The 26,731-nt window shown below is 61.3% G+C and carries 27 protein-coding genes; 12 read left to right on the top strand and 15 right to left on the bottom strand.

The window, feature by feature from the left end; genetic code table 11:
• Nucleotides 1-26: 26 nt before the first annotated feature.
• Both KEM63_RS10155 and KEM63_RS10150 read left to right on the top strand, forming a co-directional pair.
• Nucleotides 27-740, top strand: coding sequence for a response regulator (locus KEM63_RS10155; RefSeq protein ID WP_223651304.1), 714 nt, complete (start codon nucleotides 27-29; stop codon nucleotides 738-740).
• Nucleotides 737-2,332 (top strand): ATP-binding protein, encoded by a 1,596-nt coding sequence (locus tag KEM63_RS10150; protein WP_223651303.1) that lies wholly within the window; start codon nucleotides 737-739, stop codon nucleotides 2,330-2,332. Before KEM63_RS10155 ends, KEM63_RS10150 begins: the two co-directional genes overlap by 4 nt.
• Here KEM63_RS10150 and KEM63_RS10145 read toward each other — a convergent pair.
• Nucleotides 2,329-2,949 carry a QsdR family transcriptional regulator gene (locus KEM63_RS10145; protein ID WP_223651302.1) on the bottom strand — a complete coding sequence of 207 codons (621 nt, stop codon included), beginning with the start codon at nucleotides 2,947-2,949 and terminating at the stop codon, nucleotides 2,329-2,331. The genes KEM63_RS10150 and KEM63_RS10145 overlap by 4 nt on opposite strands.
• Before the next feature lie 354 nt (nucleotides 2,950-3,303).
• Here KEM63_RS10145 and KEM63_RS10140 point away from each other — a divergent pair, with 354 nt between their 5' ends.
• Nucleotides 3,304-5,169, top strand: coding sequence for an alpha/beta hydrolase (locus KEM63_RS10140; RefSeq protein ID WP_223651301.1), 1,866 nt, complete (start codon nucleotides 3,304-3,306; stop codon nucleotides 5,167-5,169).
• Nucleotides 5,170-5,224: 55 nt separating this feature from the next.
• On the opposite strand, the gene KEM63_RS10135 is transcribed toward KEM63_RS10140, so the two are convergent.
• The 5 genes from KEM63_RS10135 to KEM63_RS10115 form a co-directional block, all read right to left on the bottom strand.
• Nucleotides 5,225-5,983 carry an SDR family oxidoreductase gene (locus tag KEM63_RS10135; protein ID WP_223651299.1) on the bottom strand — a complete coding sequence of 253 codons (759 nt, stop codon included), beginning with the start codon at nucleotides 5,981-5,983 and terminating at the stop codon, nucleotides 5,225-5,227.
• A 151-nt stretch (nucleotides 5,984-6,134) separates the two neighbouring features.
• Complete coding sequence (locus tag KEM63_RS10130) at nucleotides 6,135-6,998, bottom strand: poly(ethylene terephthalate) hydrolase family protein (protein WP_223651297.1); 864 nt, start codon at nucleotides 6,996-6,998, stop codon at nucleotides 6,135-6,137.
• Between the two features lie 238 nt (nucleotides 6,999-7,236).
• The gene (locus KEM63_RS10125) at nucleotides 7,237-8,097 is read right to left on the bottom strand and encodes a poly(ethylene terephthalate) hydrolase family protein (protein ID WP_223651295.1); all 861 of its coding nucleotides are present in this window, start codon (nucleotides 8,095-8,097) and stop codon (nucleotides 7,237-7,239) included.
• Between the two features lie 296 nt (nucleotides 8,098-8,393).
• Nucleotides 8,394-9,257: an alpha/beta hydrolase family protein gene (locus KEM63_RS10120; RefSeq protein WP_223651294.1), complete on the bottom strand. Its 864-nt coding sequence runs from the start codon at nucleotides 9,255-9,257 to the stop codon at nucleotides 8,394-8,396.
• Nucleotides 9,258-9,476: 219 nt separating this feature from the next.
• Entirely contained in the window at nucleotides 9,477-10,391 is a 915-nt protein-coding gene (locus KEM63_RS10115) for a LysR family transcriptional regulator (RefSeq protein WP_223651292.1), read from the bottom strand.
• A gap of 174 nt (nucleotides 10,392-10,565) precedes the next feature.
• Here KEM63_RS10115 and rlmM point away from each other — a divergent pair, with 174 nt between their 5' ends.
• Nucleotides 10,566-11,642, top strand: coding sequence for a 23S rRNA (cytidine(2498)-2'-O)-methyltransferase RlmM (gene rlmM / locus KEM63_RS10110; RefSeq protein WP_223651290.1), 1,077 nt, complete (start codon nucleotides 10,566-10,568; stop codon nucleotides 11,640-11,642).
• Nucleotides 11,643-11,757: 115 nt separating this feature from the next.
• On the opposite strand, the gene KEM63_RS10105 is transcribed toward rlmM, so the two are convergent.
• The gene (locus KEM63_RS10105) at nucleotides 11,758-12,042 is read right to left on the bottom strand and encodes an antibiotic biosynthesis monooxygenase family protein (protein WP_223651288.1); all 285 of its coding nucleotides are present in this window, start codon (nucleotides 12,040-12,042) and stop codon (nucleotides 11,758-11,760) included.
• Between the two features lie 126 nt (nucleotides 12,043-12,168).
• On the opposite strand from KEM63_RS10105, the gene tusA reads away from it, so the two are divergent.
• Complete coding sequence (gene tusA, locus KEM63_RS10100) at nucleotides 12,169-12,405, top strand: sulfurtransferase TusA (RefSeq protein ID WP_223651280.1); 237 nt, start codon at nucleotides 12,169-12,171, stop codon at nucleotides 12,403-12,405.
• A 3-nt stretch (nucleotides 12,406-12,408) separates the two neighbouring features.
• Here tusA and KEM63_RS10095 read toward each other — a convergent pair whose 3' ends face one another.
• Complete coding sequence (locus tag KEM63_RS10095) at nucleotides 12,409-13,488, bottom strand: DUF3080 family protein (RefSeq protein ID WP_223651279.1); 1,080 nt, start codon at nucleotides 13,486-13,488, stop codon at nucleotides 12,409-12,411.
• A 33-nt stretch (nucleotides 13,489-13,521) separates the two neighbouring features.
• Complete coding sequence (locus tag KEM63_RS10090) at nucleotides 13,522-14,928, bottom strand: MATE family efflux transporter (protein ID WP_223651277.1); 1,407 nt, start codon at nucleotides 14,926-14,928, stop codon at nucleotides 13,522-13,524.
• A gap of 65 nt (nucleotides 14,929-14,993) precedes the next feature.
• Here KEM63_RS10090 and KEM63_RS10085 point away from each other — a divergent pair, with 65 nt between their 5' ends.
• The gene (locus tag KEM63_RS10085; RefSeq protein ID WP_223651275.1) at nucleotides 14,994-15,527 is read left to right on the top strand and encodes an elongation factor P hydroxylase; all 534 of its coding nucleotides are present in this window, start codon (nucleotides 14,994-14,996) and stop codon (nucleotides 15,525-15,527) included.
• Nucleotides 15,528-15,591: 64 nt separating this feature from the next.
• Nucleotides 15,592-16,785: a 4-phosphoerythronate dehydrogenase PdxB gene (pdxB, locus tag KEM63_RS10080; protein ID WP_223651273.1), complete on the top strand. Its 1,194-nt coding sequence runs from the start codon at nucleotides 15,592-15,594 to the stop codon at nucleotides 16,783-16,785.
• On the opposite strand, the gene KEM63_RS16990 is transcribed toward pdxB, so the two are convergent.
• Nucleotides 16,754-16,954 carry a PA1571 family protein gene (locus tag KEM63_RS16990; RefSeq protein WP_341481918.1) on the bottom strand — a complete coding sequence of 67 codons (201 nt, stop codon included), beginning with the start codon at nucleotides 16,952-16,954 and terminating at the stop codon, nucleotides 16,754-16,756. The two genes, pdxB and KEM63_RS16990, sit on opposite strands and share 32 nt — an antisense overlap.
• A 118-nt stretch (nucleotides 16,955-17,072) precedes the next feature.
• Here KEM63_RS16990 and KEM63_RS10075 point away from each other — a divergent pair, with 118 nt between their 5' ends.
• Nucleotides 17,073-18,203, top strand: coding sequence for an ATP-NAD kinase family protein (locus tag KEM63_RS10075; protein ID WP_223651271.1), 1,131 nt, complete (start codon nucleotides 17,073-17,075; stop codon nucleotides 18,201-18,203).
• A gap of 169 nt (nucleotides 18,204-18,372) precedes the next feature.
• Here KEM63_RS10075 and htpX read toward each other — a convergent pair whose 3' ends face one another.
• The 3 genes from htpX to KEM63_RS10060 form a co-directional block, all read right to left on the bottom strand.
• Nucleotides 18,373-19,266, bottom strand: a complete 894-nt coding sequence (gene htpX, locus KEM63_RS10070) for a protease HtpX (protein ID WP_223651270.1) — start codon at nucleotides 19,264-19,266, stop codon at nucleotides 18,373-18,375.
• Between the two features lie 131 nt (nucleotides 19,267-19,397).
• On the bottom strand, nucleotides 19,398-19,835 hold the full coding sequence (locus tag KEM63_RS10065) for a hypothetical protein (protein ID WP_223651269.1): 438 nt from the start codon (nucleotides 19,833-19,835) through the stop codon (nucleotides 19,398-19,400).
• A 26-nt stretch (nucleotides 19,836-19,861) separates the two neighbouring features.
• On the bottom strand, nucleotides 19,862-21,073 hold the full coding sequence (locus KEM63_RS10060) for a pyridoxal phosphate-dependent aminotransferase (protein ID WP_223651268.1): 1,212 nt from the start codon (nucleotides 21,071-21,073) through the stop codon (nucleotides 19,862-19,864).
• 132 nt (nucleotides 21,074-21,205) lie between these two features.
• On the opposite strand from KEM63_RS10060, the gene msrB reads away from it, so the two are divergent.
• The 3 genes from msrB (at nucleotide 21,206) to KEM63_RS10045 (ending at nucleotide 22,626) form a co-directional block, all read left to right on the top strand.
• Nucleotides 21,206-21,610 (top strand): peptide-methionine (R)-S-oxide reductase MsrB, encoded by a 405-nt coding sequence (gene msrB / locus KEM63_RS10055; protein WP_223651267.1) that lies wholly within the window; start codon nucleotides 21,206-21,208, stop codon nucleotides 21,608-21,610.
• Nucleotides 21,611-21,679: 69 nt separating this feature from the next.
• Entirely contained in the window at nucleotides 21,680-22,165 is a 486-nt protein-coding gene (locus tag KEM63_RS10050) for a glutathione peroxidase (RefSeq protein ID WP_223651266.1), read from the top strand.
• Nucleotides 22,162-22,626, top strand: a complete 465-nt coding sequence (locus KEM63_RS10045; protein ID WP_223651265.1) for a MarR family winged helix-turn-helix transcriptional regulator — start codon at nucleotides 22,162-22,164, stop codon at nucleotides 22,624-22,626. The genes KEM63_RS10050 and KEM63_RS10045 overlap by 4 nt, the downstream gene beginning before the upstream one ends.
• A gap of 43 nt (nucleotides 22,627-22,669) precedes the next feature.
• Here KEM63_RS10045 and KEM63_RS10040 read toward each other — a convergent pair whose 3' ends face one another.
• Nucleotides 22,670-25,012: an ATP-binding protein gene (locus KEM63_RS10040; RefSeq protein WP_223651264.1), complete on the bottom strand. Its 2,343-nt coding sequence runs from the start codon at nucleotides 25,010-25,012 to the stop codon at nucleotides 22,670-22,672.
• 142 nt (nucleotides 25,013-25,154) lie between these two features.
• On the opposite strand from KEM63_RS10040, the gene KEM63_RS10035 reads away from it, so the two are divergent.
• Entirely contained in the window at nucleotides 25,155-26,042 is an 888-nt protein-coding gene (locus KEM63_RS10035; RefSeq protein WP_223651262.1) for an ATP-binding protein, read from the top strand.
• Here KEM63_RS10035 and KEM63_RS10030 read toward each other — a convergent pair whose 3' ends face one another.
• A complete protein-coding gene (locus tag KEM63_RS10030) occupies nucleotides 26,043-26,699 on the bottom strand; it encodes a glutathione S-transferase family protein (protein ID WP_223651260.1) in 657 nt (218 codons plus the stop codon).
• Between the last annotated feature and the right edge of the window lie 32 nt (nucleotides 26,700-26,731).

Here is a 26,731-nt window from a genome sequence, read left to right as displayed (position 1 = left end):
TTTGCTGGCATGGCTTTGGTGGTGTGATGGACGCAGATCGTGAGCGCATCCTGATCGTCGAAGACGATCGGAAGCTGGCAGCGTTGATTGGCGACTTTCTCGAAAGTCAGGGGCTGGCCGTCAGTATTGAATCCGATGGAGGCGCAGCGGTGGATCGCGTGCTGGGCGACCCGCCGTCACTGGTGGTGCTTGATCTGATGCTGCCGGGCGAGGATGGGTTGAGTGTCTGCAAGCGCTTGCGCGCGGCCGGCTTCACCCGACCGATCTTGATGCTTACCGCGCGCAGCGATGATCAGGATCATATACAGGGGCTGGAGCTGGGGGCGGACGACTACGTCAATAAACCGGTGCGTCCGCAGGTGCTGCTGGCGCGTATCCGTGCGTTGCTGCGCAGACGTGGCGAGGCCGAGCAGCACGCTGCTCCCAGACGCCTCGAGTTCGGAGCGCTGACGGTCGACCACGGCCGCCGCGAAGCGTGGCTCCATGGCGAGCTGATAGACCTGACCGGAGCGGAGTTCGATCTGCTCTGGCTACTCGCCAGCAATGCCGGACGTATCCTCAGCCGGGAAGAGACTTTCGTTGCCCTGCGCGGCATCGAATACGACGGCCAGGATCGCTCGATCGACGTGCGCATCTCGCGCATCCGGCCAAAGATCGGTGACGATCCTGAGATGCCGCGGATCATCAAGACGGTGCGTAGCAAGGGTTACCTTTTCGTGGCGCCCGAGTCTGCTCAGTGAATTCGATCTTCTTTCGCATTTACGGTGGCATGCTGATAGTGCTGGTCACCGTATCGCTTCTCGGCCTGCTGATCATTCAGGTGGTCAACGGAGCTCGAGCCGAAGATTATCGCGAGCGCATCGCCAGCGGCACGTTTCGCCTCATGGCCGACAATCTAGAGCCCATGGATCACGCCGAGCGCTTGCGTGCGCTGGCGGCCTGGTCGAGGCTCATCGGGGTGCCGCTTGAGCTGGATCAGCTGGATCGGCTCGATCTGGAGTCCAACCAATGGGCACGCTTGATCCAGGGCAAGGTACTGGTGCGACCAGTGGCGCCACCGAGGGTTCGCGTCTACGCAATGGTCGATCTGGCCGAGTCGGTGGTGCTGACCGCGGACATCCAGCGCATATCGGAACAGCTTGGTCGGGCGACACTCTACCTGATCACCGATGAACTGGTGCGCTACCCGGAAGCGGCAATGCCGGAACGCCTGCAGCAGTTGCGACGGCAGAAGGGGTTCGGCTATCCGCTGCATCTGACACCGATCGATAACGGCGATCTGGACCTGGATCAGCGGCGCAGGCTGGAGGAGAGCGACACCGTCATGGCGTTGGGGCCTGAAGGTGATTCGGTGCTGCTTTATGTGAAGATTCCCAATACCAACTGGGTGCTCGGCCTCGGGCCGCTGTACCGAATGGATCCATACCCCCCGCAATTGCTACTGCTGACCGGGCTGCTGGTGCTGACCCTGAGCGGACTGTTCATATATCTGCTGGTGCGCCAGCTGGAGCAGCGTTTACGCACACTCGAATCCGCGGCTTCGCACATCACCCGCGGCAATCTTGATGCCCGGGTAAGCACGGCGGGGCAGGATTCGGTCGGGCGTCTGTCGCGTGCGTTCAATGACATGGCCAGCCACCTGCAGCGGCTGATGCGCCTGCAGCGGGAAATGATTGGCGCGGTCTCCCACGAATTGCGTACACCCGTGGCACGGCTGCGCTTCGGTCTGGAGATGGTTGAAACGGCCGGCACCGATGAAGACCGCAAGCGTTACCTGGACGGGATGGACGGCGATCTCAGTGAGCTCGACATGCTGGTCGACGAAATTCTCACCTACGCGCGTCTGGAGCAGGGCGCTCCGGCCCTGACCCTGGTACCGATCGACGTTCCGGCTCTGGTCGAGCAGGTCATCGCTGAGCTGAGCCCGCTGAGTGGCGTGATCAGGCTTGAGCATAATGATCAGACCCAAGGGCGTGGCACTCAGGTGGACGCCGAGCCGCGGTACCTGCAGCGCGCCGTTGCCAATCTGGTGAGCAATGCAATACGACACGCCACTGGACAGATACTGGTAACTACGCGGGTCGAGCACGGGCGCTGTCGAGTGTCGGTGGAGGATGATGGACCCGGCATCCCCGAAGCCTATCGTGAGCGGATATTCACGCCCTTCCTGCGGCTGGATGACAGCCGTACCCGCGCATCAGGCGGTTATGGTCTGGGTCTTTCGATCGTGCGCAGGGTGCTCTTCTGGCACCAGGGCCGCGCCCGCGCCGAGCAGTCGCGGGTGCTTGGCGGGGCGGCCTTCATTCTGGACTGGCCAGCGCGGCGATCCTAGTTGCAGTGACCGTTGACCAGCAGGCGGAACGCCTGGGACGCCGGGGCCGGGTCGGGCGTGCGTCCACAGATGAGGTCGCAGTAGATAGCGCCTTCACCGATGCGAACGATGAAGTACGCCAGACTTTCAGCATCCATCTCCGGATTGATCCGACCTGCACGTATTTCCTTTTCGAACATCTTGGTCCAGGTGTCGACCAGCCGCTGCTGCAACCCCGACACGTTCGACGTCAGCAGTTGCAGACCCCATTGCGGCTCGTTGCGCAGAAAATCATGCATGGGGCGCGCTTCGATCAGGGCAACATTGATGTCCGTGTAGATCTGGGTCAGATAGTCGATGCCGGTCAGGTCCGGATCCGTCTCGGCCCGGGCAATAGCCTCATCGTAGATGTTTCGGTAGAGCGACCAGAGTATCTCCCCCATCAGCAGATCCTTGTTGCCTACCCAGCGCATCAGAGTTGCTCGCCCCACATCCAGCTCCTCTGCCAGCAGTGACAGGTTGAGACGCCGTCCTTCGAGCCACCAGCGACGAGCCATCTTGAACGCACTCAGCGGAGTAGCGCGTTCATCAGATTTGCGTTGGGACAGGGCCATTGCCAATGGGGTCTGGTTGCTCATATTGATTGCCTATTCGAGAGCCGGGAGAAATAACCAGGCGCTATGGTAGCCCGAGCGATACCAAGAAGAGAAGTGTCTTGTCAGTGGTTCATGTATAAGACGAAGGTCTAAGCAGAGCGTTTGCAACCAGCTGTTACACCTTTCGACTTCACTGTCAATTTTGCCTCTTGGCGAGACAGTTCGATGATCGGGTGTCAATGCGTTGACATCGGTCTGCTGAATGTTCGGGCGATTGACGCTGCCACCACAAACACGTTCAAGTTGCGCTGCCGATCGCTTGCTAGGGTCAGGGAGATGCCTTTGCGTCGCTTTGACAATAACAACAAGCCCGGCAGGCCGGGTCAGGAGATCCTCATGCAACCCACTCAGCTGTCTCTTGCGGTTCGTGGTTCCATCATTTTCGCGGCTTCTCTGGCTCTGGCTGCCTGCATTGGCGGCGATTCGTCCAATGATCCACCACCGCCGGTGACACAGGGTTGTGGCGATTCGGACAGCGCAGTGCGGGTCAACGCGATGTGCGTCGAGCGCTTCGAGCTACCCAGTGAGGCCACGCCCGCCAACACACCCGGCACACCGGGCGTTTCGGTGAGCAATCCCAGGCTCGTTACGCACCTTGGTGCTGACGCTGATCTGAACAAGGCGCTGTACGTTCGCTATGCGCTCGCCGATCAGAGTGACCGTCAGCCGGACGCCATTCTGGTTGCGGTACCCGGCACTCTGGGCGGATCGCACAACTATCTGCGCCTGGCAGAAAACCTGATGGAGCGCGCAGCAGCTCAGGACATGGTGGTCGAGGTGTGGGGATTCGAGCGCCGCTCGACGTTGCTTGAAGATACCGATGGGCTGGATGTGGCTGAACGCGAAGGGGACCCGGAGATCGCGGTCGACTTCCTGTATGGCGACGAACTGGGTCTGGAGTTGTCTCCGGAGCTGGACCGCCGTGCGGTTTTTTACGATCAGGCTGACGTGCCTTTCATGGCCAACTGGTCGCCGCAGGTGCACTCCTTCGACATCGATGCAGTGGTCGAGCGGGCGCGCGAAACTGCCCGCAATGGCAATGTGTTCCTGGGCGGCCATTCTGCCGGCGCAGGATTCGTGACGCGCTACGCTGCCACCGATTTCAATCTGAGCTACGAAGGCGCGCAGGAGCCCGGCTTTGCCAAGCTGCGGGGCATGGTGTTGTTCGAAGGCACCGGCAGCTCGGTCTCCACCGCCGCGCCAAGCGACGCTGATCTGGATGCAGTTATCGCGGCAGCGGACGGAGGGATGTACGCAGCGGCCACCGCCGGTGGCCCGGCGTACATCGTCGCGCCGGGCCTGGGTCCTCGGCAGGTCGCCTCGACGGAAGTGTCGGGTCTGCAGATGGCCGTTGAAGAAACCATCAACGGCAGCCAGGCGCTGCTGCAGAGGGCATTCGGCGAGGACCGCAACGGTCGTACCAACAGCGTCTATCAGCAGGTGGCGAATTTCAATGACCGGCCCGTGCCGGTGACCGCGGGTAGCTCGGTCGGTACCTTCCAGGATGACGATAACTCGGACAGCCCCGTGTTCTACGCCATCTCGATTGGTGCGCCCGGCACGCTGAACGCCGAAGGGTTGCTTGAGTGGCTGGATAACGACCAGCCGCTGCCAGCGTCGGTATTGAACGACAATGGCCCGGCGCCTTCGTCGATGCTGACCACGCCACGCTACTGGGGGCAGGAGGTCGAGCCGACCAATCTGGGACGGCTTACACCGGCGTTCTACGCCGATCCGAGCAATTTCAGCGACTGGTATTATCCATCAACCGGTCTGACCCTTGGCAATGGCAGCACTGGCGGCGCCAATCTCGGCCTGGACACCAGCGCGTTATCGTTGCCGGTCGAGTTGGGTGGGCGTGGCCGGTCGGACATCGTCAATCAGACCCAGGCGAGGAGTATCGATATTCCGGTCATCGCCTTCGGCGGCAGTAACGGTCTGGCTCCGTTGCCTGGCTCCTGGCGCGGAATAGCCAATTCGATAGCCCCGTGTGCGGCACAAAGTTGTGAGGTGGGCACCCCAAGAATGCTCAGTGGCGCGGCAGATCTGAGCGCCTTTCCGCAGTTTGGCGGTGCCGAAGGCGGCTTCGAGGTCTACATCAGTGAAGGCTATTCGCATAACGACGTGCTGACCGCCGATAACGATGAGACCAACAACGTCATCGGGCCGCTGCTTTCGTTCATCGAACGCAACGCGCAGTAAGTCGATCGCGGAAAAGTAAGACCCGGCCTTGCGCCGGGTCTTTTTTTGGATGCTGTCAGCCCCGACCGATGAAGGGCATTTTCGTCGCCATGATGGTCATGAACTGAATGTTGCTTGCCAGTGGCAGGCCGGCCATATGCACCACCGCATTGGCGACGTCCTCGACATCCATCACCGGCTCCGGCGCAATGACACCATGCGCTTGCGGCACACCGCGCTGCATGGGAGCGGCCATGTCGGTCGCAGCATTGCCGATGTCGATCTGTCCGCAGGCAATGTTGTACTGGCGCCCATCCAGCGAAGTTGACTTGGTCAGACCGGTCATGGCGTGCTTGGTCGACGTGTAAGGCGCGGAGTTCGGCCGCGGGGCATGGGCGGATATCGAGCCGTTGTTGATGATGCGCCCTCCCATCGGATCCTGCTTTTTCATCATGCGAAACGCCTGCTGCGTACACAGGAAAGCGCCGGTCAGGTTGGTGTCGACCACGGCTTTCCACTGCTCATAAGACAACTCTTCAAGCGGAAGGGGTGGGGCGCCGGTACCGGCGTTGTTGAACAGCACGTCCAGTCGCCCGAAGCGCTCCTCGAGCGTCGCGAACAGTGCTCTGACCGATTCCGGATCGCCGACATTGGTTACCACGCAAAGGGTATGGACTGCCAACTCGCCTGCCTGCCGTGCCGTCTCCTCCAGAGCCGCGATACGTCGGCCGGCCAGTACTACTTTATAGCCTGCCCGAAGCAGAGCGAGGGCCGTGGACCGGCCGATACCGGTGCCGGCGCCGGTGACCAGGGCGACTTTGGTGATGGTGTTCATTGTATTCCTTATGCAGAGCAAGGCAGAGCGTCTGGTTGTAGTGCAAATCCCGCCGCGCGGCAAGGCAAGCGTTGGGTTCCGTCACGAAAAAGGGCCGCGCCTTGCGGCTGCGGCCCGTTCGTGGACGGTGTTCAGGAGGCAACCGTGTGGCTTATTGGATGCCCTTCTTCTGCACGTCCCAATCGGAGTCGGTGCACAACTCGCAGTTCGAGCCATAGAAGGTGCTTTCTGCGTTGGAATCGCCCATCAGGTGGAAGCGATACCACGCCGTAGAAGGCCCCCGATACCCACCGCCGTCCCCAACCGGCTCGAAATGTCCGACGCCATCGAGGTTGCCCCAGAACACCGGAACATTGGCGTTACGGAATACCGGTCGACCGTTCAGGGTCGGCCCCGCTAGCGTATCGTTGCTGCCGGTCATCAGGAACATCGGACCGTTCTGGTTGCTCTGCGACGAGGTCTCGTGGCCCAGGCCAAGCACGTAAGGCTGGAATGGCGCAGTCGCGGTGATTCGGCTGTCCTGGCCAGCCATTAGCGAGCCGCCGCCGCCCTGGGAGTGCCCGGAAGAACCGACTCTGTTCAGGTTGAGATTGCCAGCGTAAGCGCCGCTGCTGAGTCCGTTGAGCGTTTCCAGACGGTCCAGGCAGGCGAGCATTTCCTGGCCGCTGCCCGCGTCCGATGTGGTGGCCGCAGCGACGACGAAGCCATGACTTGCCCAATGATCGAGCAGATCCGCGTAAGTGCTCGGGGATCCGCCGGTGCCGTTGCCCCAGATGATGACGGGATGGTCCAGGTCGTTCTCGCCAAGTGTCGAGGGCCTGTAGACCTGGCACCCTGTGCCCTGGCGCTCGTTGGTTGTGGAGAAGGGTCCACGGGCAGCAAAGTCCGCTACCGCTGGAAAGCCGGATTCGACTTCCCCGGTCGGCGGGGGGGTGGGGTTTCCTGCGAAGGCGGTGGTGGAGACAAGCAACCCGAGCGCAAGGCCGGACAAGGTGAACAGGGGTGATTTCATCATGTTCTCTCTAGATTGGAATTGTTGTAGATCCATGACAGAGCGCAATGGTGAATCCAACTTCAGTGCTCGGCACCCGGTTACCCTAGTGTCGCCATGCGGCACGGGCACTCACCTATTCGGGTGAAATATCCATACAAATCAAATATATAGAATCATACCGATATCGTTCTCATATTGTTTTGATCCACAAAAAAGCCGGCGACTTCCGTCGCCGGCTCGGAGCTGACCCGCTACGGGATCAATTGATGCCCTTGCGCTCGACGTCCCAGCGGAAGTCAGTGCACAGTTCGCAACCGCTTCCATAGAAAGTGGATTCTGCGCTCTGATCATCCATCAGGTGGAAACGCATCCAGGCAGTGGACGGGCCGCGGTAGTCGCCGCCGTTGCCGACCGGTTCAAAGTGACTGGCGCCACGGCGCTCACCCCAGAAAACCGGGACGTTGGCGCGACGGAAGACCGGGGCGGCGTTCAGGGTCGGGCTGGCGATGGTATCGCTGCCACCGGTCATCAGGAACATCGGGCCGTTCTGGTTGCTCTGCGAAGATGAGCGGTGACCCAGCCCGATGGTGTAGGGTTGGAACGGCGCGGTGACGGTGACACGGCTGTCCTGGCCAGCCATGATGCTGCCGCCGCCGCCCTGCGAATGGCCGGCAGTGGCCACGCGGTTGACGTTGAGATTACCGGAATAGGTGCCGAAGCTGCGGCCGTTCTGCTCTACAAGATAGTCGAGGCAGGCAATCATCTCGCGACCCGAACCGGCGTTGGAAGTGCGCGCCGCTGCTACCACGAAGCCATGGCTGGCCCAGTGCTCCAGCAGGCTGCCATAGGTAGTCGGCGAGGATCCCGTGCCGTTACCCCAGATAATGATCGGGTGTTGACGGCCTTCCGCGCCGAGTGTGCGGGGGCGATAGACGCGGCAGCTGGGACCTTCGTTGCCACTGGTGGTCGCGAAGGGACCGGATGCGGAAAAGCTGGAAACGCCAGGGAAGCCAGTGCCGGTATCACCACCACCACCTGTATCGGGATTGCCTGCGAGCGCACATGCCGAGAACATCAGGCCCAGGGTGAGGCCGCTGTACTTCATTAGGGGTGCTTTCATCGTAGTCTCTCTCTTTTACTTGTTGTGGGACGACGCGCCGTTCAATAGCTAAGCCAGCCGCAATGTCGACGCCGGGCCAAGGTAACGCCGGAGGGCGGCGGGTTCACTCGCCTATTCGGGTTAAAAAAGGAACAACACTGCAAGAACGTTCAGATGAGGAAGTTTTAATCATCAATGGTCGGTTTATCGTGCCCGGCTGGTCCTGGGGCCTGGCCGCTCTGGTGCGGTCGTCAGCCATAAAAAAACCGGCTGCCAAGGCAGCCGGTTTTCTTGCCAATACCTCGTCAGGGATTCGCTCAGTTGATGCCCTTGCGACGGACGGTCCAGCTGCGGTCTGTGCACAGACCGCAGTTGCTGCCGTAGAACGTGCTCTGGGCGCTGCTGTCGTTCATCAGATGGAAACGGAACCAGGCAGTGGAGGGACCGCGATAGCCGCCGGCATTGCCAACTGGCTCAAAGTGGCTGGCGCCATTGAGCTCGCCCCAGAACACCGGAACATTCGCGCGGTTGAACACCGGTGCGGCATTCAGAGTCGGGCTGGCGATGGTGTCGCTGCCTCCCGTCATCAGAAACATCGGTCCGCTCTGGTTGCTCTGCGAAGACGAACGATGGCCTAGCCCGATGGTGTAGGGCTGGAACGGCGCAGTCACGGTGATGCGGCTGTCCTGTCCGGCCATGATGGTTCCACCACCGCCTTGGGAGTGGCCCGCCGCGCCCACCCGGTTGACGTTCAGGTTGCCGGCATAGGTGCCGGTGCTTCTGTTGTTCTGCTGTACCAGATAGTCCAGGCAGTCGATCATCTGCTCGCCAGAGCCTGCGTTGGAGGTACGCGCGGCGGCCACTACGAAGCCATGGCTGGCCCAGTGCGTAAGAATGCCGCTATAGGTGCTGGGCGAGGCGCCGGTGCCATTACCCCAGATGATGATCGGGTGATCGCGGCCCGCTTCGCCGAGGGTGCGAGGACGGTAGATCGTGCAGCTTGGACCTTCATTGCCACTGGTAGTCGCAAACGGACCGGAACGGCTGAAGTCGGAAACGGCGGGGAAATCGCCGCCATCGCCCGGATCGGTCGGGGGTGGAGTGGGGTTGTTAGCCAGCGCAGCGGTAGACAGCAGCAGGCCGAGTGCGAGGCCGGTAAGTTTGCAAGCAGGTGCATTCATGACGTCATACCTTCAGGAAATTGTTGTTATTTGCCTGGAGTGCTTGGCGGGCTGCCAACTGCAGCACTCTGGTCAGCGAATGTAGGCCCTTGTCATGAATTTGAAACTCGCCTGTTTGGGTGAACGGCTGGTAACTGGTGGCTATAAAGCGCGATCATGCACAAAGTTCGAAAAAAGGCCGGACGACAAGGAACTCTTGGGCAGGCCCGGTTGTCACGCCTATCCGGCGCGTACGCCTTCGAGGGTGGCGAACGAGATATCCTTCGCGGTCAGCAGGAAATCCTGAAGATAGGGCGACTCGAGCATCTCCTCGCGCACGGCTGCGTAGAGGGTGCCGAACAGCCCATTTTCTCCGAGCCGCTGCGTAGTGACATAGCCGCGCTGCATGTATTCGGCCATGGCCCAGTTGGGCAGGCAGCAGACACCGCGCCCGGAGGCGACAAGCTGCATCATCATCACGGTCATTTCGGCGTTGCGGATGGCCGAAGGCTCGATGCCTGCCGGATCAAGAAAGTGTTTGAACACATCCAGACGTTCGCGCTCGACCGGGTAGCAGATCAGTGTTTCGCCGGCCAGGTCTTCCGGCTTTACGTGATTGCGGCTGGCGAGCGGGTGCTGATTGCTGACAGCCAGCAAAGCTTCGTAGGTAAAAAGCTGCACATAGGTAATGCCGGGAATGTCTTGCGGGTCCGAAGTGACCACCAGATCCAGGTCACCTCGAGCCAGAGCGGGCAGGGGCGCGAAAAAATAGCCTGAAGCGAAGTCGACGTCTACCTCCGGCCACGCATTACGAAACTGATCGATCGTCGGCATCAACCACTGAAAGCAGCTGTGGCATTCGATCGCCATGTGCAATCGTCCAGCCTGACCTCCCGCGAGCCGATGCAGGTCGCGCTCGGCCTGGCGCAATTGAGGCAGCAGGTTATCGGCTAGCCGAAGCAGCCTCAGGCCAGCGCTGGTGAAGCGCACCGGTCTGGACTTCCGTACGAACAGCGGCAGCCCCAGGCGCTCCTCCAGATCCTTGAGCTGATGGGAAAGTGCGGACTGCGTGAGGTGTAACCGTTCGGCAGCCTCGACCAGGCTATCGGCCTCGCGCAGGGCCACCAGCGTCTTCAGATGACGTATCTCGAGCATGATGCCTTCTCGCAACGTGAGCGTCATTGAAGCGTAACACGCTGGAATTGAGATGCTTTCATTTTCGCAGCGTCACCGGACGCAATGTTCGGCCAGCCGGGCGGAGCCTACCGCAGCTTCTACTGCCAAGCCGCAGGCTGTACAGTAGCGGGCTTCAGCCAGCAGGGGTAGGTCATGCAGGAATTGTTGTTGCACTGTCGTCCGGGATTCGAGGGCGAGGTCGCCGCCGAAATGCAGGACATCGCGGCCATGCAGGGTATAGCTGGATACGCCATCGCGTCGGCAAACGCTGCATTGGTTCGGTTCGTGTGCCCGGCTGAAGGCGATGCCGAAGCCCTGATGCGTCAGATCGATTTCAGTCAGCTGATTTTCGCTCGGCAGTGGGCGGTGGGAAGCTGGCTTGATGTCTCTCCGGAAGACCGCATTGCTCCCATCATTACCGCCTGCTCCAAGGGGCCTATCGCTTCCTCCGTGTGGCTGGAAACTGCCGATACCAACGACGGCAAGGCCATGGCTGCTCTGACCAAGAAACTCGGTCGACCATTGGAGTCAGCGCTTACCAAGACGCGTTTCGTGCGCCCCAACAAGGTGGACGCACCACGCCTGCATGTATTGTTCGAAAGCGGCGAGCGAATTTTTGTCGGCTGGTCCTGGGCGGATAACGCCGCACCCTGGCCCATGGGTATTCCGCGGCTGAAGGTGCCGCGTGAGGCGCCGAGCCGCTCTACATTGAAGCTCGAAGAGGCCTGGCATCATTTCATTCCCCGCGACGAATGGGACGCCCGGCTTGCACCCGGCATGACCGCCGTGGATCTGGGTGCAGCGCCCGGCGGTTGGACCTGGCAGCTGGTCAATCGACACATGAAGGTGACAGCTGTAGACAATGGCCCCATGGCGCGCAGTCTGATGGACAGCGGGCAGGTCGAGCACGTTGAGGCCGACGGCTACCTGTTCAAGCCAAAAAAGCAGGTGAACTGGATGGTCTGCGACATCGTCGACAAGCCTGCGCGTAGCAGCGCCTTGCTTGCCCGTTGGGTCTCGCGGGGCTGGTGCCGTGAAGCGATCATCAATTTCAAGTTGCCAATGAAGCAGCGGTATCAGGAAGTATTGCGCTGTCTGGAGCATGTGCAGGCCGCACTGGACGAGGCAGATATTACCGCCTCGATTGCCTGCAAGCAGCTGTATACCGATCGCGAAGAAGTGACCTGCCACGTTCGAATATTACGCGCCGGTAGTTATCGGGCTGTATAGACTGACCTGCTTAGTTCGACGTCTCGCAGGTTCGATACAGGGCAGGGCGGGTCCGGCCTGTTTGCCGCCATGCCCGCACTGAGTCGCTCCGGGAGCATGGCAGCCGAGCGGGGACTCAGAGCGGCTCGAGCAGCGTGATCTTTTCCTCTTCCATCAGCATCGCGCGAAAGGCGCTGATGGTGTCCTTGCGCTCGGCGGAGTTTTCCCAGCGCTCCCATGAGTGGCGGTTCTGCCAGGTGACCATGACCACGCGATGGTTGGGCCGCTCCAGATCGCGAAACGACTCGCCGGAGATAAAACCGGGGGACTGCACCGCTTGTTGAATGACTCTACGGGCGGCTTCTTCGTAAGGCTGCTCCAGGCCGTCGGCAATGATGCGCTGGATGAGAACTCTGATCATGGTAAATCCTTGTGGTGTATCCAATCTGTACGAATGTGACGGATCTAGTTTCGGCCGCGCCGGCGCGGCTGGCAAGACCTGCGGGTTTTCCGGATAATCCGGCTTTCACATCCCCACTGGTGGCGTATGACTGATCAGGCGCGCAAGCAACTCGACACAACCGGACTGACCTGTCCCGAGCCGGTGATGATGCTGCACAACGCTGTGCGCGATTTGTCGCCAGGCGAGCTGGTGGAGGTACGTGCAACGGATCCTTCGACCCAACGCGATATTCCGCGGTTTTGCTCGTTTCTCGGTCACGAGCTGATCGAGCAGGACGAAGCGGGCGGCGTCTACCGATACATTATCCGCAAGGCCGGCTAGACACTAGCGGCGCTCCTGCCAGCCTGGCTGGCCCGGTTGCATCTGGCAGGCGCCGAGTACGTCCTGCCAGGCCTTGCTGTGGGACGCGATACTCCGTTGATAGCGTTCCCATAGCCCATCCTGTTCTCCGACCAGTTCATCGATATAGCGCGCCACTGCCGGACTTGCGCCATCCACGTTGCTCAACTCGTTCAATGCCGCCTGCCAAGGCTCTCCCAGCCGTTGCGCCTGTGCCATCTGCGGTTGTACCTCGCCGGCATAGAAAAGGCCGAACACGTTGAGCAGGGTCCGCGAGCGATCGGTGGCGGTGCCCATCGGGCATACATAACCGGCGGGTCTGGCACGCAGCATCGCGGTGGCCTGATCGAGCGTATGAGTCAAGCGCGCCAGGCTGTGGATAAGCTCGCCGCTGCGCTGGTCACGAGCGAGCGTGGCGAACAGGGGTTCGGTCTGTGGACGATCAGGCGGCAACCGGTCGGGAAGGTCTGAGCCAATCGCAGCCAATTGGCGAAGCGCATCGATGCCCGGGGGGTGCGGTAATGCCGTGTCGCTGACCGGAAGCGGCTGATCTGCAAACCGCAGAAAGTGGGAAAACTCCTCGCTGCCTGCCAGGGAATTCCAGAACCGGCGCGTGAGGTTGTCACGTTTCACGTCGGCGATACGCTGGAGCTCACTTGTCAGTCCCTCGCGTCCCGGCTGATCGGCGATGACGTCCAGACAGCTGTCCAGCGCCCGCAAGAGTTCTCCTTCGAATCCCAGCAGCGTGCTGGGTGCCATGAGGCGGCCGAGACTGCTGTTGCGTTCGGCTATCAGTTGCTGAAACGGCCCGCAGTCGCGACTGTCCACCAGCAGATCGAGGATGCTCAGGCGCAGTTCGGGGATGGGTTGCACAGCCTGACGGCGAGATGGCGGTCGATACGCGGTGAGACGCTCGACGCGCCAGGGCTCCCATTCCTGATCCAGCACCCGACCCACGCGCTCGAGATAGTTGTCCATCTGACGGCTCGCTTCCGGCTCCCGACTGCAACCAGCGAGCAAGCCGGACAGCGTGACGAGCACGGCGAGTAAAACGGCATTGCGCATGACACCTCCGTGGACCGGTATCGACTGGCGTGGTCAGGTTGCTGCGCTGGTCCGCTCGCTGCGTCTGGTCAGTGTGCGTTTGTGCCGACCCCCGACGATAGCCAGACGGATGGACAGAAAGACTGCCGCCGCCGTCAGTCCGAAAATCAAACCCTGCCAGAATCCTGCGGGGCCCTGCGCAGGCCCGAGCAAATCCGTGAGGCCCAGAACATAACCGACCGGCAGACCGATCATCCAGTACGCGATCATGGTCAGCAGCATCGGCAGACGGGTGTCCTGATAGCCTCGCAGGGCGCCGGCGCAGGCTACCTGAACCGCATCGGAAAACTGGTACAGCGCCGCATAGAAAAACAGCGAGGAAGCCAGAGCAACTACGGCCGCGTCATTGGTATACAACCTGGGGATCCAGTCGGCCAGACCGAGCATCAGGCTTGCAGCCAGAACCGCATAGATCAGGGCTACTGCAATGCCCATCTTGGCCGCGAACAAACCCGCCCGCGCACCGTGCAAGCCAAGGTTGTGGCCGACCCTCACGGTGATCGCCAGCCCAAGACTGAAAGGCACCATGAAGGTCAGCGATGAGAAATTCAGGGCCACTTGATGGCTGGCCACAACCACTGCGCCGAGCCCACCAATCAGCAGCGCAATGACGCAGAACATGCTCGTTTCGGCGAACAGCGCAACGCCGATGGGCAACCCCAGCCCAAGCAGATGACCCTGGGTGGGCCAATGCGGCCAGTCGAACCGCTCGAACAGACGACTGGGTCGATACAGGGGGGTTCTGGCCAGATAGACCACCATGCAGACCAGCATGAAGTACATGACGATCGCAGTGGCCCAGCCGCAGCCAGCCGCGCCCAGGGCAGGCAGGCCAAGCTTGCCGTAAACAAGGATATAGTTGACCGGTACGTTCAGTGCGAGGCCGAGAAAGCCGATGACCATGGTCGGTTTGGTTCGCGAGAGGCCGTCGCTCAGGCCGCGCAGAGCCTGGTAGCCGGCGATGGCCGGAAAGCCCGCGGCCACGCCGTGAAGATAGTCGACGGTGATCGGGATCAGCTCGGCCTGGACATCCATGACCCGGAGGATCGGCTCGACCGATACCAGAAACAGCGCGCACAGGGCGCCGACACCCACGCCCAGCCAGGCCCCCTGGCGCACCAGTGCGCCGGTTTCCGGCAGGCGGCCGGCGCCGTTGCTGGCAGCCACCTTCGAGGTGATGATCATCAGCACGCCGGTGAGAAACAGGAAAGTGGGTACCCAGAAGGCGTTGCCCAGCGCTACTGCGGCGAGGTCCTCAGCGCTGACGCGGCCCGCCATCGCGGTGTCGACGAAGCCGAGCAGAGTATGCGCCATCTGGGCAGCGATGATGGGCAGGGCAAGCCATATGAGGCCGCGCAGTTCTGATACACTGCGCCGCCAGCGGGTGTGGGTCTGGGTCATGAATTATGATTTGCCGGAAAAGCGCCTCATCCTAACAACTTGACCACCTTTGTCCACTGACGATGATGCACGACTGCCAGGATCTGGTTCGCCTGTTCGCGATCTGCTTTGAAACCGAATACTCCACCGAGCTGGTGGGCGGTGCAGACGAGCCTGAATACCTTCCTGCGAGCGAAGGTCGACCTTTGCACCGTATTGTTTTCACCCGCGATTATTTTCGCAGCGCGCTGCATGAAGTCGCGCACTGGTGCGTGGCCGGGCCCCAGCGCCGTCAGTTGCCCGACTTCGGCTATTGGTACGCACCGGACGGTCGCAGTGCTGCACAGCAGCAGGCCTTCGAGTCGGTAGAGGTGAGGCCTCAGGCGCTCGAATGGCTGTTCTGCGCGGCCGCAGGGCATCCATTCCGAGTCAGTCTGGACAATCTCAGTGGCGAGGCGACCGACGCCGAGCCGTTCAAGCGCAACGTGGTGGCGCAGGTCCAGCGCTATCTGCGCGATGGCGTTCCGGCACGGCCTGCGCGCTTCGCCGAGGAACTCTCGCGATTCTATCGCGGTGGCGAGCAGCTATCGGCAGACGCTTTCGAACTAGCCCGTCTCTGATCGGAAGTAGACAGCTGCGGTGAGCTGGTCGGAGAATACCCCCTGACCTGTCCGGAGCCCGCGCATGCATATCGTTGCCGACGAAAATATCCCGCTACTCGATGAGTTCTTTGCCGACTTTGGGCGCATTACCCGGATGCATGGCCGCAGTATCGATCGCCGTGCGCTCGAGGACGCTGATGTGTTACTGGTGCGCTCGGTCACGCCGGTATCAACCGCTGTGCTTGCTGGCACCCCGGTCCGCTTCGTCGGCACCTGCACCATAGGAACTGATCACCTCGACCTGCCAGGGCTCGCCGCGAGCGGCGTGAATACCGCAAGTGCGCCGGGATGCAATGCGCGTGGTGTCGTCGAGTACGTGCTGAGCTGTCTGCTGGTGTTCGCCGAGCGCAGCGGGCGAGAGTGGCGCGGCCTGACCGCTGGCATCGTCGGTGTTGGCGAGGTGGGCGGCAGGTTGGCGGCTACGCTGGAGGCTCTTGGAGTTCAGGTGCTGCGCTGCGACCCGCCCCGGCGTGATCGGGGGGAGCCAGGCTTCGTTGAAATCGAGCAGCTCCTCGCCGAATCGGACATCGTATCGCTTCACGTTCCCTTGAGTTTCGGCGGTGATCATCCCACCCGTCATCTGCTCGACTCGACACGACTCGGTCTGCTGCGCCCCGGCGCCTGGTTGATCAACAGCAGCCGTGGTCCGGTCATCGATAATGCAGCCTTGCGGCAGTTGCTCGAGCTACGGGCCGATCTGCAGGTGGCGCTGGATGTCTGGGAACACGAGCCGGACGTCGATATCGATCTGGCGGCCAGCTGCGCTCTGGCCACGCCACATGTTGCTGGTTACAGCCTCGACGGTAAGCTGCGCGGAACCGAGCAGATCTACCGCGCGCTGTGCGATCACCTCGGTGCGCCGGTGGAGAAGAGCCTGGAGTCCCTGTCTCCCCATCAGGGTACCGGCGCGCTGACCTTCGATGCAGCGACGCCGGCGAGCTGGGCGCTGGCCAAGGCTCTGCGCTGCGTGTACGACGTACGAGATGATGATGCGCGCATGCGCGCCATGTTGGCTGGAGCGGCCGGCGTCGCTCAACGAAAGGAAGGATTCGATCGGTTGCGCAAGGACTACCCGCTGCGCCGGGAATGTGGTGGATTGACGGTCGGTTTCACCGATCAGCCTGGTGGTTCCGGTACCGGGGACGATACCGGGGAATGCCAGGCGCTGCTTGCGGCGGCGGGGTTCAGCGCGGCGCGCCGGATCGCACTTCGATAGCAGGCGGAGCCCAGTGTCGATGAAGGGTTTCGCAGGCCTGCTGAATCATGTCTTCGGTGATCGGGATTTCCCGGCCTCGCTCATCAATCAAATAGCCTACGGGCTGTTCTTCATGGGCCTCGGGGGCCACGTCGCGGGAGCTGTATGTCTTCCGGGCGTGTAAACTCATGCTCTAACTCCTTGTGTCAGCCGGGTAAGCGCGCTGCCGAGGGGCAGCTCGTCATCTGTGGCCAGCATATGGCACAACGATGACTCATTTGTGACTGCCGATCCGCCTGGAAAATTCCATGACACAGCCGTTTCGCCTTGGCCTATTGATCAACCCGCTCGCCGGCGTCGGAGGGCAGGCTGCACTCAAGGGGTCTGACGGGGTCGCCGAAACGGCGCTGGCGATGGGGGTGCGGCCGCGCGCGCATGAGCGCGTGCACCAGGCTCTGGTCCCGCTAATGCCGCTCGCCAGCAAGCTCGAGCTCTACGCGGCCCCTGGCTCGATGGGCGCAGACCTGTGCGAAGAGCTGGGGCTCGCCCACCGGGTGGTCGGTGAGCTTGAGGGTGATGCTACGTCTGCGAGCGACACCCGGCGGCTGGCGGCCGAGTTGGCAGGGCAGGGGCTCGATCTGCTGCTGTTTGCCGGTGGCGATGGCACTGCGAGGGATATCTGCGCGGTACTGGGCGAGAGCCAGCTGGTACTGGGTGTCCCCGCCGGGGTGAAGATTCACTCGGGAGTCTATGCGGTCAATCCCAGGGCCGCAGGTGAATTGGTGAGTCTGCTGATTCAGGGCGATCTGGTCCGGCTGGCTGAAGCGGAGGTGCGCGATATCGACGAGGATGCGTTTCGCGCCGGGACCGTTCGCACCCGGCACTTCGGTGAGTTGCGAGTGCCCGAGGAAGGACGCTTTGTGCAACAGGTGAAGCAGGGAGGGCGGGAGCAGGAAACGCTGGTGCTGGATGATATTGCTGCCTGGCTGCAGGAACAGCAGGATGCGGGAATTGGCTGGATTCTCGGGCCCGGTTCGAGCAACTACGAGCTATTGCAGTCACTGCATCTGGAAGGCACCTTGCTGGGCGTGGACGTCATGCGCGGCAATGAGGTGCTGCTGCGCGATGCCACCGAGCAGCAGCTGTGGGAGCTGGTGAGCGAAGGCGGCGAATGGAGAATCCTGGTGTCGGCCATTGGTGGCCAGGGTCATATCCTCGGCCGGGGCAATCAGCAGATCTCACCGCGTATCGTTCGCGCCGTCGGCCTTGATAACCTGCTTGTCGTGGCGACCAAGACCAAGCTGAGAACGCTGGCCGGCCGCCCGTTTCTGCTCGATAGCGGCGATCCGCAGCTGGATCAGGACCTCACCGGTCTGCGTCGGGTACTGAGCGGATACCGCGAGGAAATGCTCTATCCGGCGAGCTGGAAGGCAGAGTAGCTCGCCGTCCGCCATTGGCGGTCGCCCGCGGCTCTGCTATCGCGCCCGGGTGCCCTGGGGGAATGGTCGGCGTGGACCGCTCGGGCAGCGGACATGCCCGCTGAGCAGGATGCGTCGGGGTCGCAAAAAAAGCCGGGCATATGCCCGGCTTGTATCGTTGCGTCTTCTCTTACCGGTAGTTGCCGGCACGCAGAGCCGCGATGCGCTCTTCCAGCGGCGGGTGGGTGACCAGCAGGCCAGCCAGCCCCTTCTTCAGGTTGCCGTTGATTCCGAAGGCGGTCAGTTCGCCAGGCATTTCCACAGGAATGCCCTGTTCGGCACGCAGACGCTCCAGAGCGGCGATCATGCTGCCCGAGCCGACCAACTGAGCACTGGCTGCATCCGCACGGAATTCGCGCTGCCGCGAGAACCACATCACGATGATGCTTGCCAGCAGACCCAGCACCAGTTCTGCGACGATGGTCGCGATGAAATAGCCGATGCCCGGCCCCGAGCCTTCGTTACGAAACACCGCACGATCGACGAAGTTGCCGATGATACGGGCGAAGAACATCACGAAGGTGTTGACCACACCCTGGATCAGGGTCAATGTCACCATGTCGCCGTTGGCAACGTGGCCAATCTCGTGGGCCATTACCGCTTTGACTTCCGCAGGGCTGAAGCGCTGCAACATGCCTTCCGATACCGCTACCAGCGAGTCGTTCTTGTTCCAGCCCGTGGCAAAGGCATTGGATGCGCGGGACGGAAAGATCGCGACCTCCGGCATCCCAATGTTAGCCTTCTGCGCCAGCTCAGCGACAGTATCGACCAGCCACTGCTCCTGCCGCGTCTGCGGCTGCGTGATCACGCGGGCACCTGTGCCGCGCTTGGCCATCCATTTGGACAGAAACAGCGACACGAACGCACCGGCGAAGCCGATCACGGCGCAGAAGATCAGCAAGGCCTGCAGATTCATGCCTCCCTGACCGTCGTGGATCGTACCCACGCCAAGCAGACTCAAGGTAATACTGGCAACCATGACAATTGCCAGGTTGGTCGCCAGAAACAGCAAAATGCGCATCATCGTGAACGTGACTCCGAATAATAATGGGGCGGGAGCGCGTCGCTGAAGGCGGCTCGATCCCTTACTGCAGTTGCGTATATTGGGTGAAAGCGTACCGCTTTCAATCGGCGATCTGTTTCAAGGTGTATCGCTCAAACGGCCGGCTTAGACCGTGTGAAGCACCGCTGTACAACGTCAGCCAGCTGCGTGGATGAGCCGCTCGCCAGAGCCTCTCGCAGCTGCTGCGCCAGGGTGGCCTTCTGCCGCGCAATGCTGGGAGGCAATTGCGAATCCATCATCTCGCGCGAGGGCGTTGCGAGTAGCACGAACGCGCGCTCGGTGAGGTAGCACTGATCAAGGCCGTCCTGACGGATGACATCGGCGTACCGCAGAAAGCCTTCTTCGGCTAGCCACAGCATGGCGCTGTAACAGGCCTGGTGCCTGGGCGCAGGCACGCCAAAGTCGTCCGGTTCCTGCGGGCCGATCAGGTCTTCGACGAACAAAATGCTCGGCTGCGGAAAGCTGCGATACAGCGCGAGCAGTATGCCGGCGACATCTCGGTAGAAGTCTTCGATATGCAGGTCAGCCATGCGCGCGCAGCCTTCGTCGGCAGTCTTTACTGCCGGTAGCTCTTGAGGAAGTTGGCAATGCGACCGATCGCTACCTCCAGATCGTCCTTGCGGGGTAACGAGACGATGCGGAAGTGATCGGGCCAGGGCCAGTTGAAGGCGGTACCCTGTACAACGAGGATCTTCTCCTTGAGCAGAAGATCCAGCACCATTTTTTCGTCGTTGTGGATCGGATACACCTTCGGATCGAGCTTGGGAAACAGGTACAGGGCGCCCTTGGGCTTGGTACAGCTCACCCCGGGTATCTCGTTGAGCAATTCCCAGGCGATGTCACGCTGCTCGAGCAGGCGGCCGCCCGGCAGGATGAGGTCGTTGATGCTCTGATACCCGCCCAGCGCGGTCTGGATCGCATGCTGAGACGGCACGTTGGCGCACAGGCGCATCGAGGCGAGGATATCGATGCCTTCGATGTAGCTCTGGGCGATGTGCTTGGGGCCGCTGATGATCATCCAGCCGGAACGGAAACCGGCGACCCGGTAGGACTTGGACAGGCCGTTGAAGGTCAGGCAGAGCACGTCGGGTGCAACAGCAGCCAGCGACTCGTGCTCGGCACCGTCGTAGAGGATCTTGTCGTAGATCTCATCGGCGAAGATGATCAGATTGTTCTCACGCGCAACCTGAGCCAGCTGTTCCAGCATGTCGTGGGAATACACCGCTCCGGTCGGGTTGTTCGGGTTGATGACCACGATCGCGCGAGTGTTGGGGGTGATCTTGCTGCGGATGTCTTCGATATCCGGATACCAGTCCGATTCTTCATCGCACAGATAATGTACCGGTTTACCACCAGACAGGCTGACGGCGGCCGTCCACAGCGGATAATCCGGTGCCGGAATCAGCACTTCGTCGCCGTTGTTCAATAGCCCCTGCATGGACATCACGATCAACTCGGACACACCGTTGCCGAGATAGATGTCTTCGATGGTGACACCCGGAATACCCTTGGTCTGGGTGTAATGCATGACCGCCTTGCGCGCCGAGAACAGCCCTTTCGAGTCGCTGTACCCCTGCGCGGTGGGGAGGTTCAGGATCACGTCCTGGAGTATCTCCTCGGGCGCTTCGAAACCAAAGGGTGCAGGGTTGCCGATATTCAGCTTGAGAATCCGGTGTCCTTCTTCTTCAAGACGCTTGGCGTGACGCAGGACGGGCCCGCGAATGTCGTAACAGACATTGGCCAATTTATTGGACTTGCTAACCTGCATGGTGCTTACCTTGTCGATCCAGGGGGCTATAGTGAGGCGGGGCGGCCGGGCGCCGGCGCAACGGCAAAGCCGCATCATACGTCCTGCGGCAGCCACTGGGAAAGCCTGAACATGACAACTTGCGGAGCCGATATGAATAAAGTCAGCAAGACCGAAAACGCCTGGCGCGAGCAGCTCAGCGATGAGCAGTTCCAGGTCTGCCGCCTCAAGGGCACGGAGCGGCCTTTTACTGGCGAGTACTACAACAACACCACGCCAGGGACCTATTCCTGCGTATGTTGCGATGCGCCGCTGTTCGAGACACGTACCCAGTTCGACGCCGGCTGTGGCTGGCCCAGCTACTACGAGCCGATCGATCCCGCTGCGGTCGTGGAGGCCGAGGATTTCAGCCACGGCATGCATCGGACAGAGGTCCTGTGTGCTCGATGCGATGCGCATCTGGGGCATGTTTTTCCCGATGGGCCGCCCCCCACCGGACTGCGCTACTGCATCAATTCGGTCGCTATGAAGTTCGCGCCTGCAGGAACCGCAAATTAAATTGCGTACAATCTAATTGACTGCAATTCAAATACTGCTAGTCTGGACGCTTCAACGAGGAGAGCGTCCATGGCTACCAATATTCTTCATATTCCCTGCAAAACGATCGACGGTCGTGAAGTCCGTCTGGCTGATCTGGAAGGCAAAGCGTTTCTGATCGTCAATACCGCGAGCAAGTGTGGCTTTACTCCGCAGTACAAGGGACTCGAACAGCTGTGGAAAACCTACGGCGAGCGCGGGCTTCGCGTGGTCGGCTTTCCCTGCAACCAGTTCGGCGCGCAGGAACCCGGCAGCGAAGAGGAGATCTCCGAATTCTGCGAGCTCAACTTTGGCGTCAGCTTCCCCCTGTTCGCCAAGGTCGACGTCAACGGTGATGCAGCGCATCCTCTGTTTGTCGAATTGAAGAATCAGGCACCCGGCGTGCTTGGCAGCAAGGGCATCAAGTGGAACTTCACCAAGTTTCTGGTCGATGCGAGCGGTGAGAAGGTCATGCGTTATGCGCCGACCACGTCCCCTGATGATCTGACCGACGATATCGAGAAGCTGCTGTCTTGAGTGCGGTCAACCCGGACTGGCTGTCGCTTGACAGCCAGTTGTGTTTTCAGCTGTACGCGAGCTCCCGAGCGATCACCCGCCTGTACAAGCCTCTGCTCGACCCGTTGGGACTTACCTATCCCCAATATCTGGCTATGCTGGTGCTCTGGGAGTGGGAGCGTCAGCCTCCCGCTGCACCGACCGTACGGGCGCTGGGTGAGCGGCTGCGACTCGATTCCGGAACGCTGACGCCGTTACTCAAGCGCATGGAACAGCTGGGCCTGGTTGAGCGTCAGCGCGGGCATGGCGGCGACGAGCGCCAGGTGCATCTGAGACTGACCGATACCGGCAGTCGATTGCGGGAACAAGCCGAAGATATTCCTCGCAAGCTGGTGTGCTCTACCAGTATGTCGACCAGGGACGTCATGGCGCTGCGCGATCAATTGTCGGCTCTGCTGCAGCAGATAGGCGAGGTAGATTGATCGCGATGCCCGCGCTGTCGGTGCCCCGGCCTGGATGCGATGCTCAGCGTTCGGTATGGCCCAGCCACTTTTCAAGCAATTCCTGCAGATCTTCCCGCTTGAACGGCTTGGCAAGGTAATCATTCATCCCCGCTTCTTCACACCGCTGACGGTCCTCGTGCAGGGCATTGGCCGTCAGGGCAATGACGGGCGTGCCTTGCCAGCGCGGGTCGGAACGCATGCGCCGAGTGGTTTCATAGCCATCCATGACCGGCATGTTGCAGTCCATCAGGACCAGTTCGTAGTCTTCCTCTTCGAGACGGGCAAGGGCCGCTTCGCCGTGTTCGGCGACCGCGACCTGGTAGCCAAGACGACTGAGCATCCCCTTGGCTACCATCTGGTTGACCATGTTGTCTTCCACCAGCAGGATGCGCTGGCCGGTTGGGTTGGGTAGCGCAGTGCCTGGCTGGCTGGGTGCTGCCTCGACGACGAACAGCTCTTCGATTGCGCGTGCCAGTCGCGCGCGCGAGGACGGGCTCGCCACCTGCTGATGGATCCCGCGCCTGCGTGCCTCATCGGATCCCAGCAGCCGCGAGTAGGGGCAGACCAGCAGGCGCGGTACGTGGCTATGCCGATCGACGAGTCGGTCCGCCAGCGCCACGCTATCGATCAGCCAGAAATCCGCAGGCGGGCACTCGGGGAGGGTTGCATCGTGGGTGTACTCGATCAATTCACAACGCATCTGCCAATGTTCGAGCTGTTCAAGCAGCACCGGACCCTGCTGTCGCCCCTTTCGATTGAACAGCACAACGGAACGTGGTGCGGGGAAGGCGAAGGTGGGCACCATCATATGCGTGGCGAGCGGCAGGCTGACGGTGAACACGCTCCCTTCGTCAAGCGTCGACTCGACCTTGAGCCGACCACCCATGGCTTCGGTCAGGCTTTTGCACAAGGTGAGCCCTAGACCGGTGCCGCCAAAGCGTCGGGATATGTTGGCATTGGCCTGGGTGAAGGGGCTGAATATCTCGCCGAGGGCCTCACGGGCGATCCCGATGCCGGTGTCGCGAATGATCACATGCACCCATTGCTCGGCGGCGCGGCGCTTCTCCACCTCCACGCGAATCGCAACGTGTCCCTGTTCGGTGAACTTGAGTGCGTTCGAAAGAAGATTGCTGACGATCTGCCGGATGCGTGTCGGGTCACCGACGAGCATACCGGCGAGCGCCGGATCGATTCGGCAGGTCAGCTCGATATCCTGCTTGCCGACGTTCTGCGATAGCAGGCTGGCGGTCTCCTCGATAAGCGCGCCGAGATCGAATGGGATCAGCTCCAGCTGAAGCTTGCCCGCTTCGAATTTGGACAGGTCGAGTATATCGTTGAGCAGCGCGACCAGTACCTTTCCGGAATCGTAGGCGATTGTCAGTTGCTGGCGCTGTTCGTCGTTGAGCGGGCTGTCCAGCGTCAGACCGATCATGCCCAGCAGGCCGTTGATCGGCGTGCGGATCTCATGACTCATGTGCGCAAGGAACGCCGAGCGTGCGCGGGCCATGCTCAACGCCTCTTCACGCGAACGCTCGAGCTCCTGGTTGGAGAGCCGCAGCTGGATGTTGGCGTCCTGCAGTTCGGTGGTGCGCGCCTCGACGATGATTTCGAGCTCTTCCAGATACTGGCGCAGGCGTTCCTCTGCACGCAGCTTCTGTCGCATGTTGACGTCGATACTCTGCAGCTGGCGATTGATCACCTCAACCAGTGCACCGATCTCGTCACGCTGATGCCCGGGCGGGCAGGGCAGACGGCTGCGTTCTTCTTCCGCACGCATGTTCAGCAGATCATTGATCAGACGGACCAGCGGTTTGGTCAGCATGCCGTAGAACAGCACCACCAGAATCAAGGACAGCACGAGGCTGAGGACGAAACCGGACAGCATGGTCACGCCCGCGCGGCGCAGGAAGCTGGCGCCCTGGTGGAAGGTGTCCACTTCGATGATCAGGTGGCCGAGCAGCTCATTGGGCGCATGTTGCACGTACAACGGCTGGGCGTACTCGCGGCGTCGGTCGAACAGGGCATCGCTCACCGTCCGATACGGGCTGGAAGCCATGGGCCTGCTGACGCTGGCCAATGCAATCCCATTGTTGTCGATGATCTCGGCCCGCACGATCGGTGGCGCCTGAAGCAAGCCGTTGACCAGCTCGGCGGCCAGCTCCGCGTCGATGTTATAGGCAATGCGCGAAGCAGGGCCGAGGCTTACGTTGATCTGTGCCTGAATCTCCCGATCGATCGCGGCGGTTTCGGACTGATAATCCAGCGCCACCTGAACCAGACCCAGCAGGGTACCGAGAATGAATGCAGCCAGAACACCCAGGCGAGCCTGTTTGAAGGAAAGACGATTGGTGAAGCGAATATTCATGGGGCGGCGGCGCATCCTGCTGGCGTATCTAAGGCGGAGCTTAGCGCACAACCGCGGTGCAGCAGGAAGGAAAATCCACTTTGCCGCATCCCCGGTATCATGGACGATAATCTCCCTGACTTACTGAAACGAGAGACAGTCCATGTCAGCAAGCAGCATCGAGCAGTTCATGCAGCGCGTCAGCGCGTTCCTTGATCGTTACGAAAAGGTCTTGCCGCGGCAGGCCTCGCCTGTCGACTGGCCGACCGTCGTTGCAGCGCGCTGGATGGCCGAAGGAGACGGAGGCTGGCTGCGTCCGTTGACGGTCGACCTGAGCACGACCCTTGGCGACCTGGTCGGCGTCGATCGGCAAAAACAGCTGCTTGAAGCCAACACGCGGCAGTTCGTCAACGGCCTGCCGGCCAACAATGCGCTGCTCTGGGGCGCCCGAGGCACGGGCAAGTCGTCGCTGGTCCGTGCCCTGCTGGCGGGGTATGCGGCCGACGGACTGCGTCTGATCGAGATAGACAAGCAGGACCTCGTCCATCTGCCTGCAGTGGTCGAGGCGGTTAAGGCGTTGCCCTGGCGTTTCGTACTGTTCTGCGATGACCTGGCCTTCGAGGCCGACGACAGCGCCTACAAGACACTCAAGACAGTGCTGGACGGTACCCTTGAGGCCACTCCGGACAATCTGCTCCTCTATGCGACCTCCAATCGGCGCCATCTGTTGCCTGAGCAGCGCAGCGACAATCTCGGTGCAACCATGGTCGACGGCGAGCTGCATCCGGGCGAGGCGATCGAGGAGAAGGTCGCGTTGTCCGATCGGTTCGGTCTGTGGGTGTCGTTCTATCCGTTCAGCCAGGAGCACTACCTGAACGTGGTGAAGCACTGGCTGGAAGTGCTGGCGGTGCGTCACGAACTGCATTGGGCCTGGAGCGAATCGCTGGAGCTGGAAGCGCTTCGATGGGCCACCGCGCGTGGTAATCGCAACGGCCGATGTGCCTACCAGTTCGCCCGGGCGTGGACCGGGCGTGCGCTGTTGGGTACCTGATTACGTACGCGGGGTCATCTTGGCTAGCAGCCGCTGTTCGTCCGCCAGCAGGTTGGCGATACCGGAGCGGTCGCTGACGCGGCGAAGCAGGCCGGCCAGACCTGGCCAGCGGTTGGAATCGATGGCTTCGCCGCCGTGGGCCATATTGATCAGCTGGCTGGCAACGGCGATGTCGGCCAGGCTGTAATCGCCCAGAAAGTAGTCGCCGGTTCCCAGCTCGCTTTCCAGATAATCGAACAGCGGCGGCAAATGCTCGGTCAGTGCCGTCGCAATCGCCCCTTCATCACACGCTTCACCAATCAGTGGCTTGAGTACGCGATTGCGAAAGCAGGTAAAGGTTGTCAGCGGAGCCAGTTCGTAGTCTGCGAACTTTTCCAGCCAGCGCACGCGGGCGGCCTGCTGAGGGGACGTGCCATACAGACCCAGTGGACCGCGAGTCTCGTCGAGATACGAAGCAATCACGGATGAATCGGCGAGGGTGAAATCACCCTCCTTGATCGCTGGGATTCGGCCTAGCGGACTGATCTCGTAGAACCAGTCGGGTTGCTTGAAGGGCGCCTGCGGGACCAGTTCGTGCTGGATGTGGTGTTCTGCGAGGATGATGCGAATCTTGCGCACGAACGGCGAGAGGATGGCGCCGTAAAGGGTCAGGGACATGGGCAGTTTCCTGGTCGGGCCCGCGCGCGGAG

The sequence above is a fragment of the Halopseudomonas nanhaiensis genome, assembly GCF_020025155.1.
GTDB lineage: Bacteria > Pseudomonadota > Gammaproteobacteria > Pseudomonadales > Pseudomonadaceae > Halopseudomonas > Halopseudomonas nanhaiensis.
The sequence above is the reverse complement of the archived record's forward strand: the minus strand, read 5'-3'. Positions and strand labels throughout refer to the sequence as shown.

Excerpts from the sequence above, each read along its gene's own strand:
- KEM63_RS10120 (WP_223651294.1), bottom strand. The coding sequence starts at position 9,257 with ATGAATGCACCTGCTTGCAAACTTACCGGCCTCGCACTCGGCCTGCTG.
- KEM63_RS10140 (WP_223651301.1), top strand. The coding sequence starts at position 3,304 with ATGCAACCCACTCAGCTGTCTCTTGCGGTTCGTGGTTCCATCATTTTC.
- KEM63_RS10105 (WP_223651288.1), bottom strand. The coding sequence starts at position 12,042 with ATGATCAGAGTTCTCATCCAGCGCATCATTGCCGACGGCCTGGAGCAG.
- KEM63_RS10095 (WP_223651279.1), bottom strand. The coding sequence starts at position 13,488 with ATGCGCAATGCCGTTTTACTCGCCGTGCTCGTCACGCTGTCCGGCTTG.
- KEM63_RS10065 (WP_223651269.1), bottom strand. The coding sequence starts at position 19,835 with ATGGCTGACCTGCATATCGAAGACTTCTACCGAGATGTCGCCGGCATA.
- rlmM (WP_223651290.1), top strand. The coding sequence starts at position 10,566 with ATGCAGGAATTGTTGTTGCACTGTCGTCCGGGATTCGAGGGCGAGGTC.
- KEM63_RS10130 (WP_223651297.1), bottom strand. The coding sequence starts at position 6,998 with ATGATGAAATCACCCCTGTTCACCTTGTCCGGCCTTGCGCTCGGGTTG.
- htpX (WP_223651270.1), bottom strand. The coding sequence starts at position 19,266 with ATGATGCGCATTTTGCTGTTTCTGGCGACCAACCTGGCAATTGTCATG.
- pdxB (WP_223651273.1), top strand. The coding sequence starts at position 15,592 with ATGCATATCGTTGCCGACGAAAATATCCCGCTACTCGATGAGTTCTTT.
- KEM63_RS10050 (WP_223651266.1), top strand. The coding sequence starts at position 21,680 with ATGGCTACCAATATTCTTCATATTCCCTGCAAAACGATCGACGGTCGT.
- KEM63_RS16990 (WP_341481918.1), bottom strand. The coding sequence starts at position 16,954 with ATGAGTTTACACGCCCGGAAGACATACAGCTCCCGCGACGTGGCCCCC.
- KEM63_RS10135 (WP_223651299.1), bottom strand. The coding sequence starts at position 5,983 with ATGAACACCATCACCAAAGTCGCCCTGGTCACCGGCGCCGGCACCGGT.
- KEM63_RS10155 (WP_223651304.1), top strand. The coding sequence starts at position 27 with ATGGACGCAGATCGTGAGCGCATCCTGATCGTCGAAGACGATCGGAAG.
- msrB (WP_223651267.1), top strand. The coding sequence starts at position 21,206 with ATGAATAAAGTCAGCAAGACCGAAAACGCCTGGCGCGAGCAGCTCAGC.
- KEM63_RS10030 (WP_223651260.1), bottom strand. The coding sequence starts at position 26,699 with ATGTCCCTGACCCTTTACGGCGCCATCCTCTCGCCGTTCGTGCGCAAG.
- KEM63_RS10115 (WP_223651292.1), bottom strand. The coding sequence starts at position 10,391 with ATGCTCGAGATACGTCATCTGAAGACGCTGGTGGCCCTGCGCGAGGCC.
- KEM63_RS10085 (WP_223651275.1), top strand. The coding sequence starts at position 14,994 with ATGCACGACTGCCAGGATCTGGTTCGCCTGTTCGCGATCTGCTTTGAA.
- KEM63_RS10145 (WP_223651302.1), bottom strand. The coding sequence starts at position 2,949 with ATGAGCAACCAGACCCCATTGGCAATGGCCCTGTCCCAACGCAAATCT.
- KEM63_RS10060 (WP_223651268.1), bottom strand. The coding sequence starts at position 21,073 with ATGCAGGTTAGCAAGTCCAATAAATTGGCCAATGTCTGTTACGACATT.
- KEM63_RS10125 (WP_223651295.1), bottom strand. The coding sequence starts at position 8,097 with ATGAAAGCACCCCTAATGAAGTACAGCGGCCTCACCCTGGGCCTGATG.
- KEM63_RS10040 (WP_223651264.1), bottom strand. The coding sequence starts at position 25,012 with ATGAATATTCGCTTCACCAATCGTCTTTCCTTCAAACAGGCTCGCCTG.
- tusA (WP_223651280.1), top strand. The coding sequence starts at position 12,169 with ATGACTGATCAGGCGCGCAAGCAACTCGACACAACCGGACTGACCTGT.
- KEM63_RS10090 (WP_223651277.1), bottom strand. The coding sequence starts at position 14,928 with ATGACCCAGACCCACACCCGCTGGCGGCGCAGTGTATCAGAACTGCGC.
- KEM63_RS10035 (WP_223651262.1), top strand. The coding sequence starts at position 25,155 with ATGTCAGCAAGCAGCATCGAGCAGTTCATGCAGCGCGTCAGCGCGTTC.
- KEM63_RS10075 (WP_223651271.1), top strand. The coding sequence starts at position 17,073 with ATGACACAGCCGTTTCGCCTTGGCCTATTGATCAACCCGCTCGCCGGC.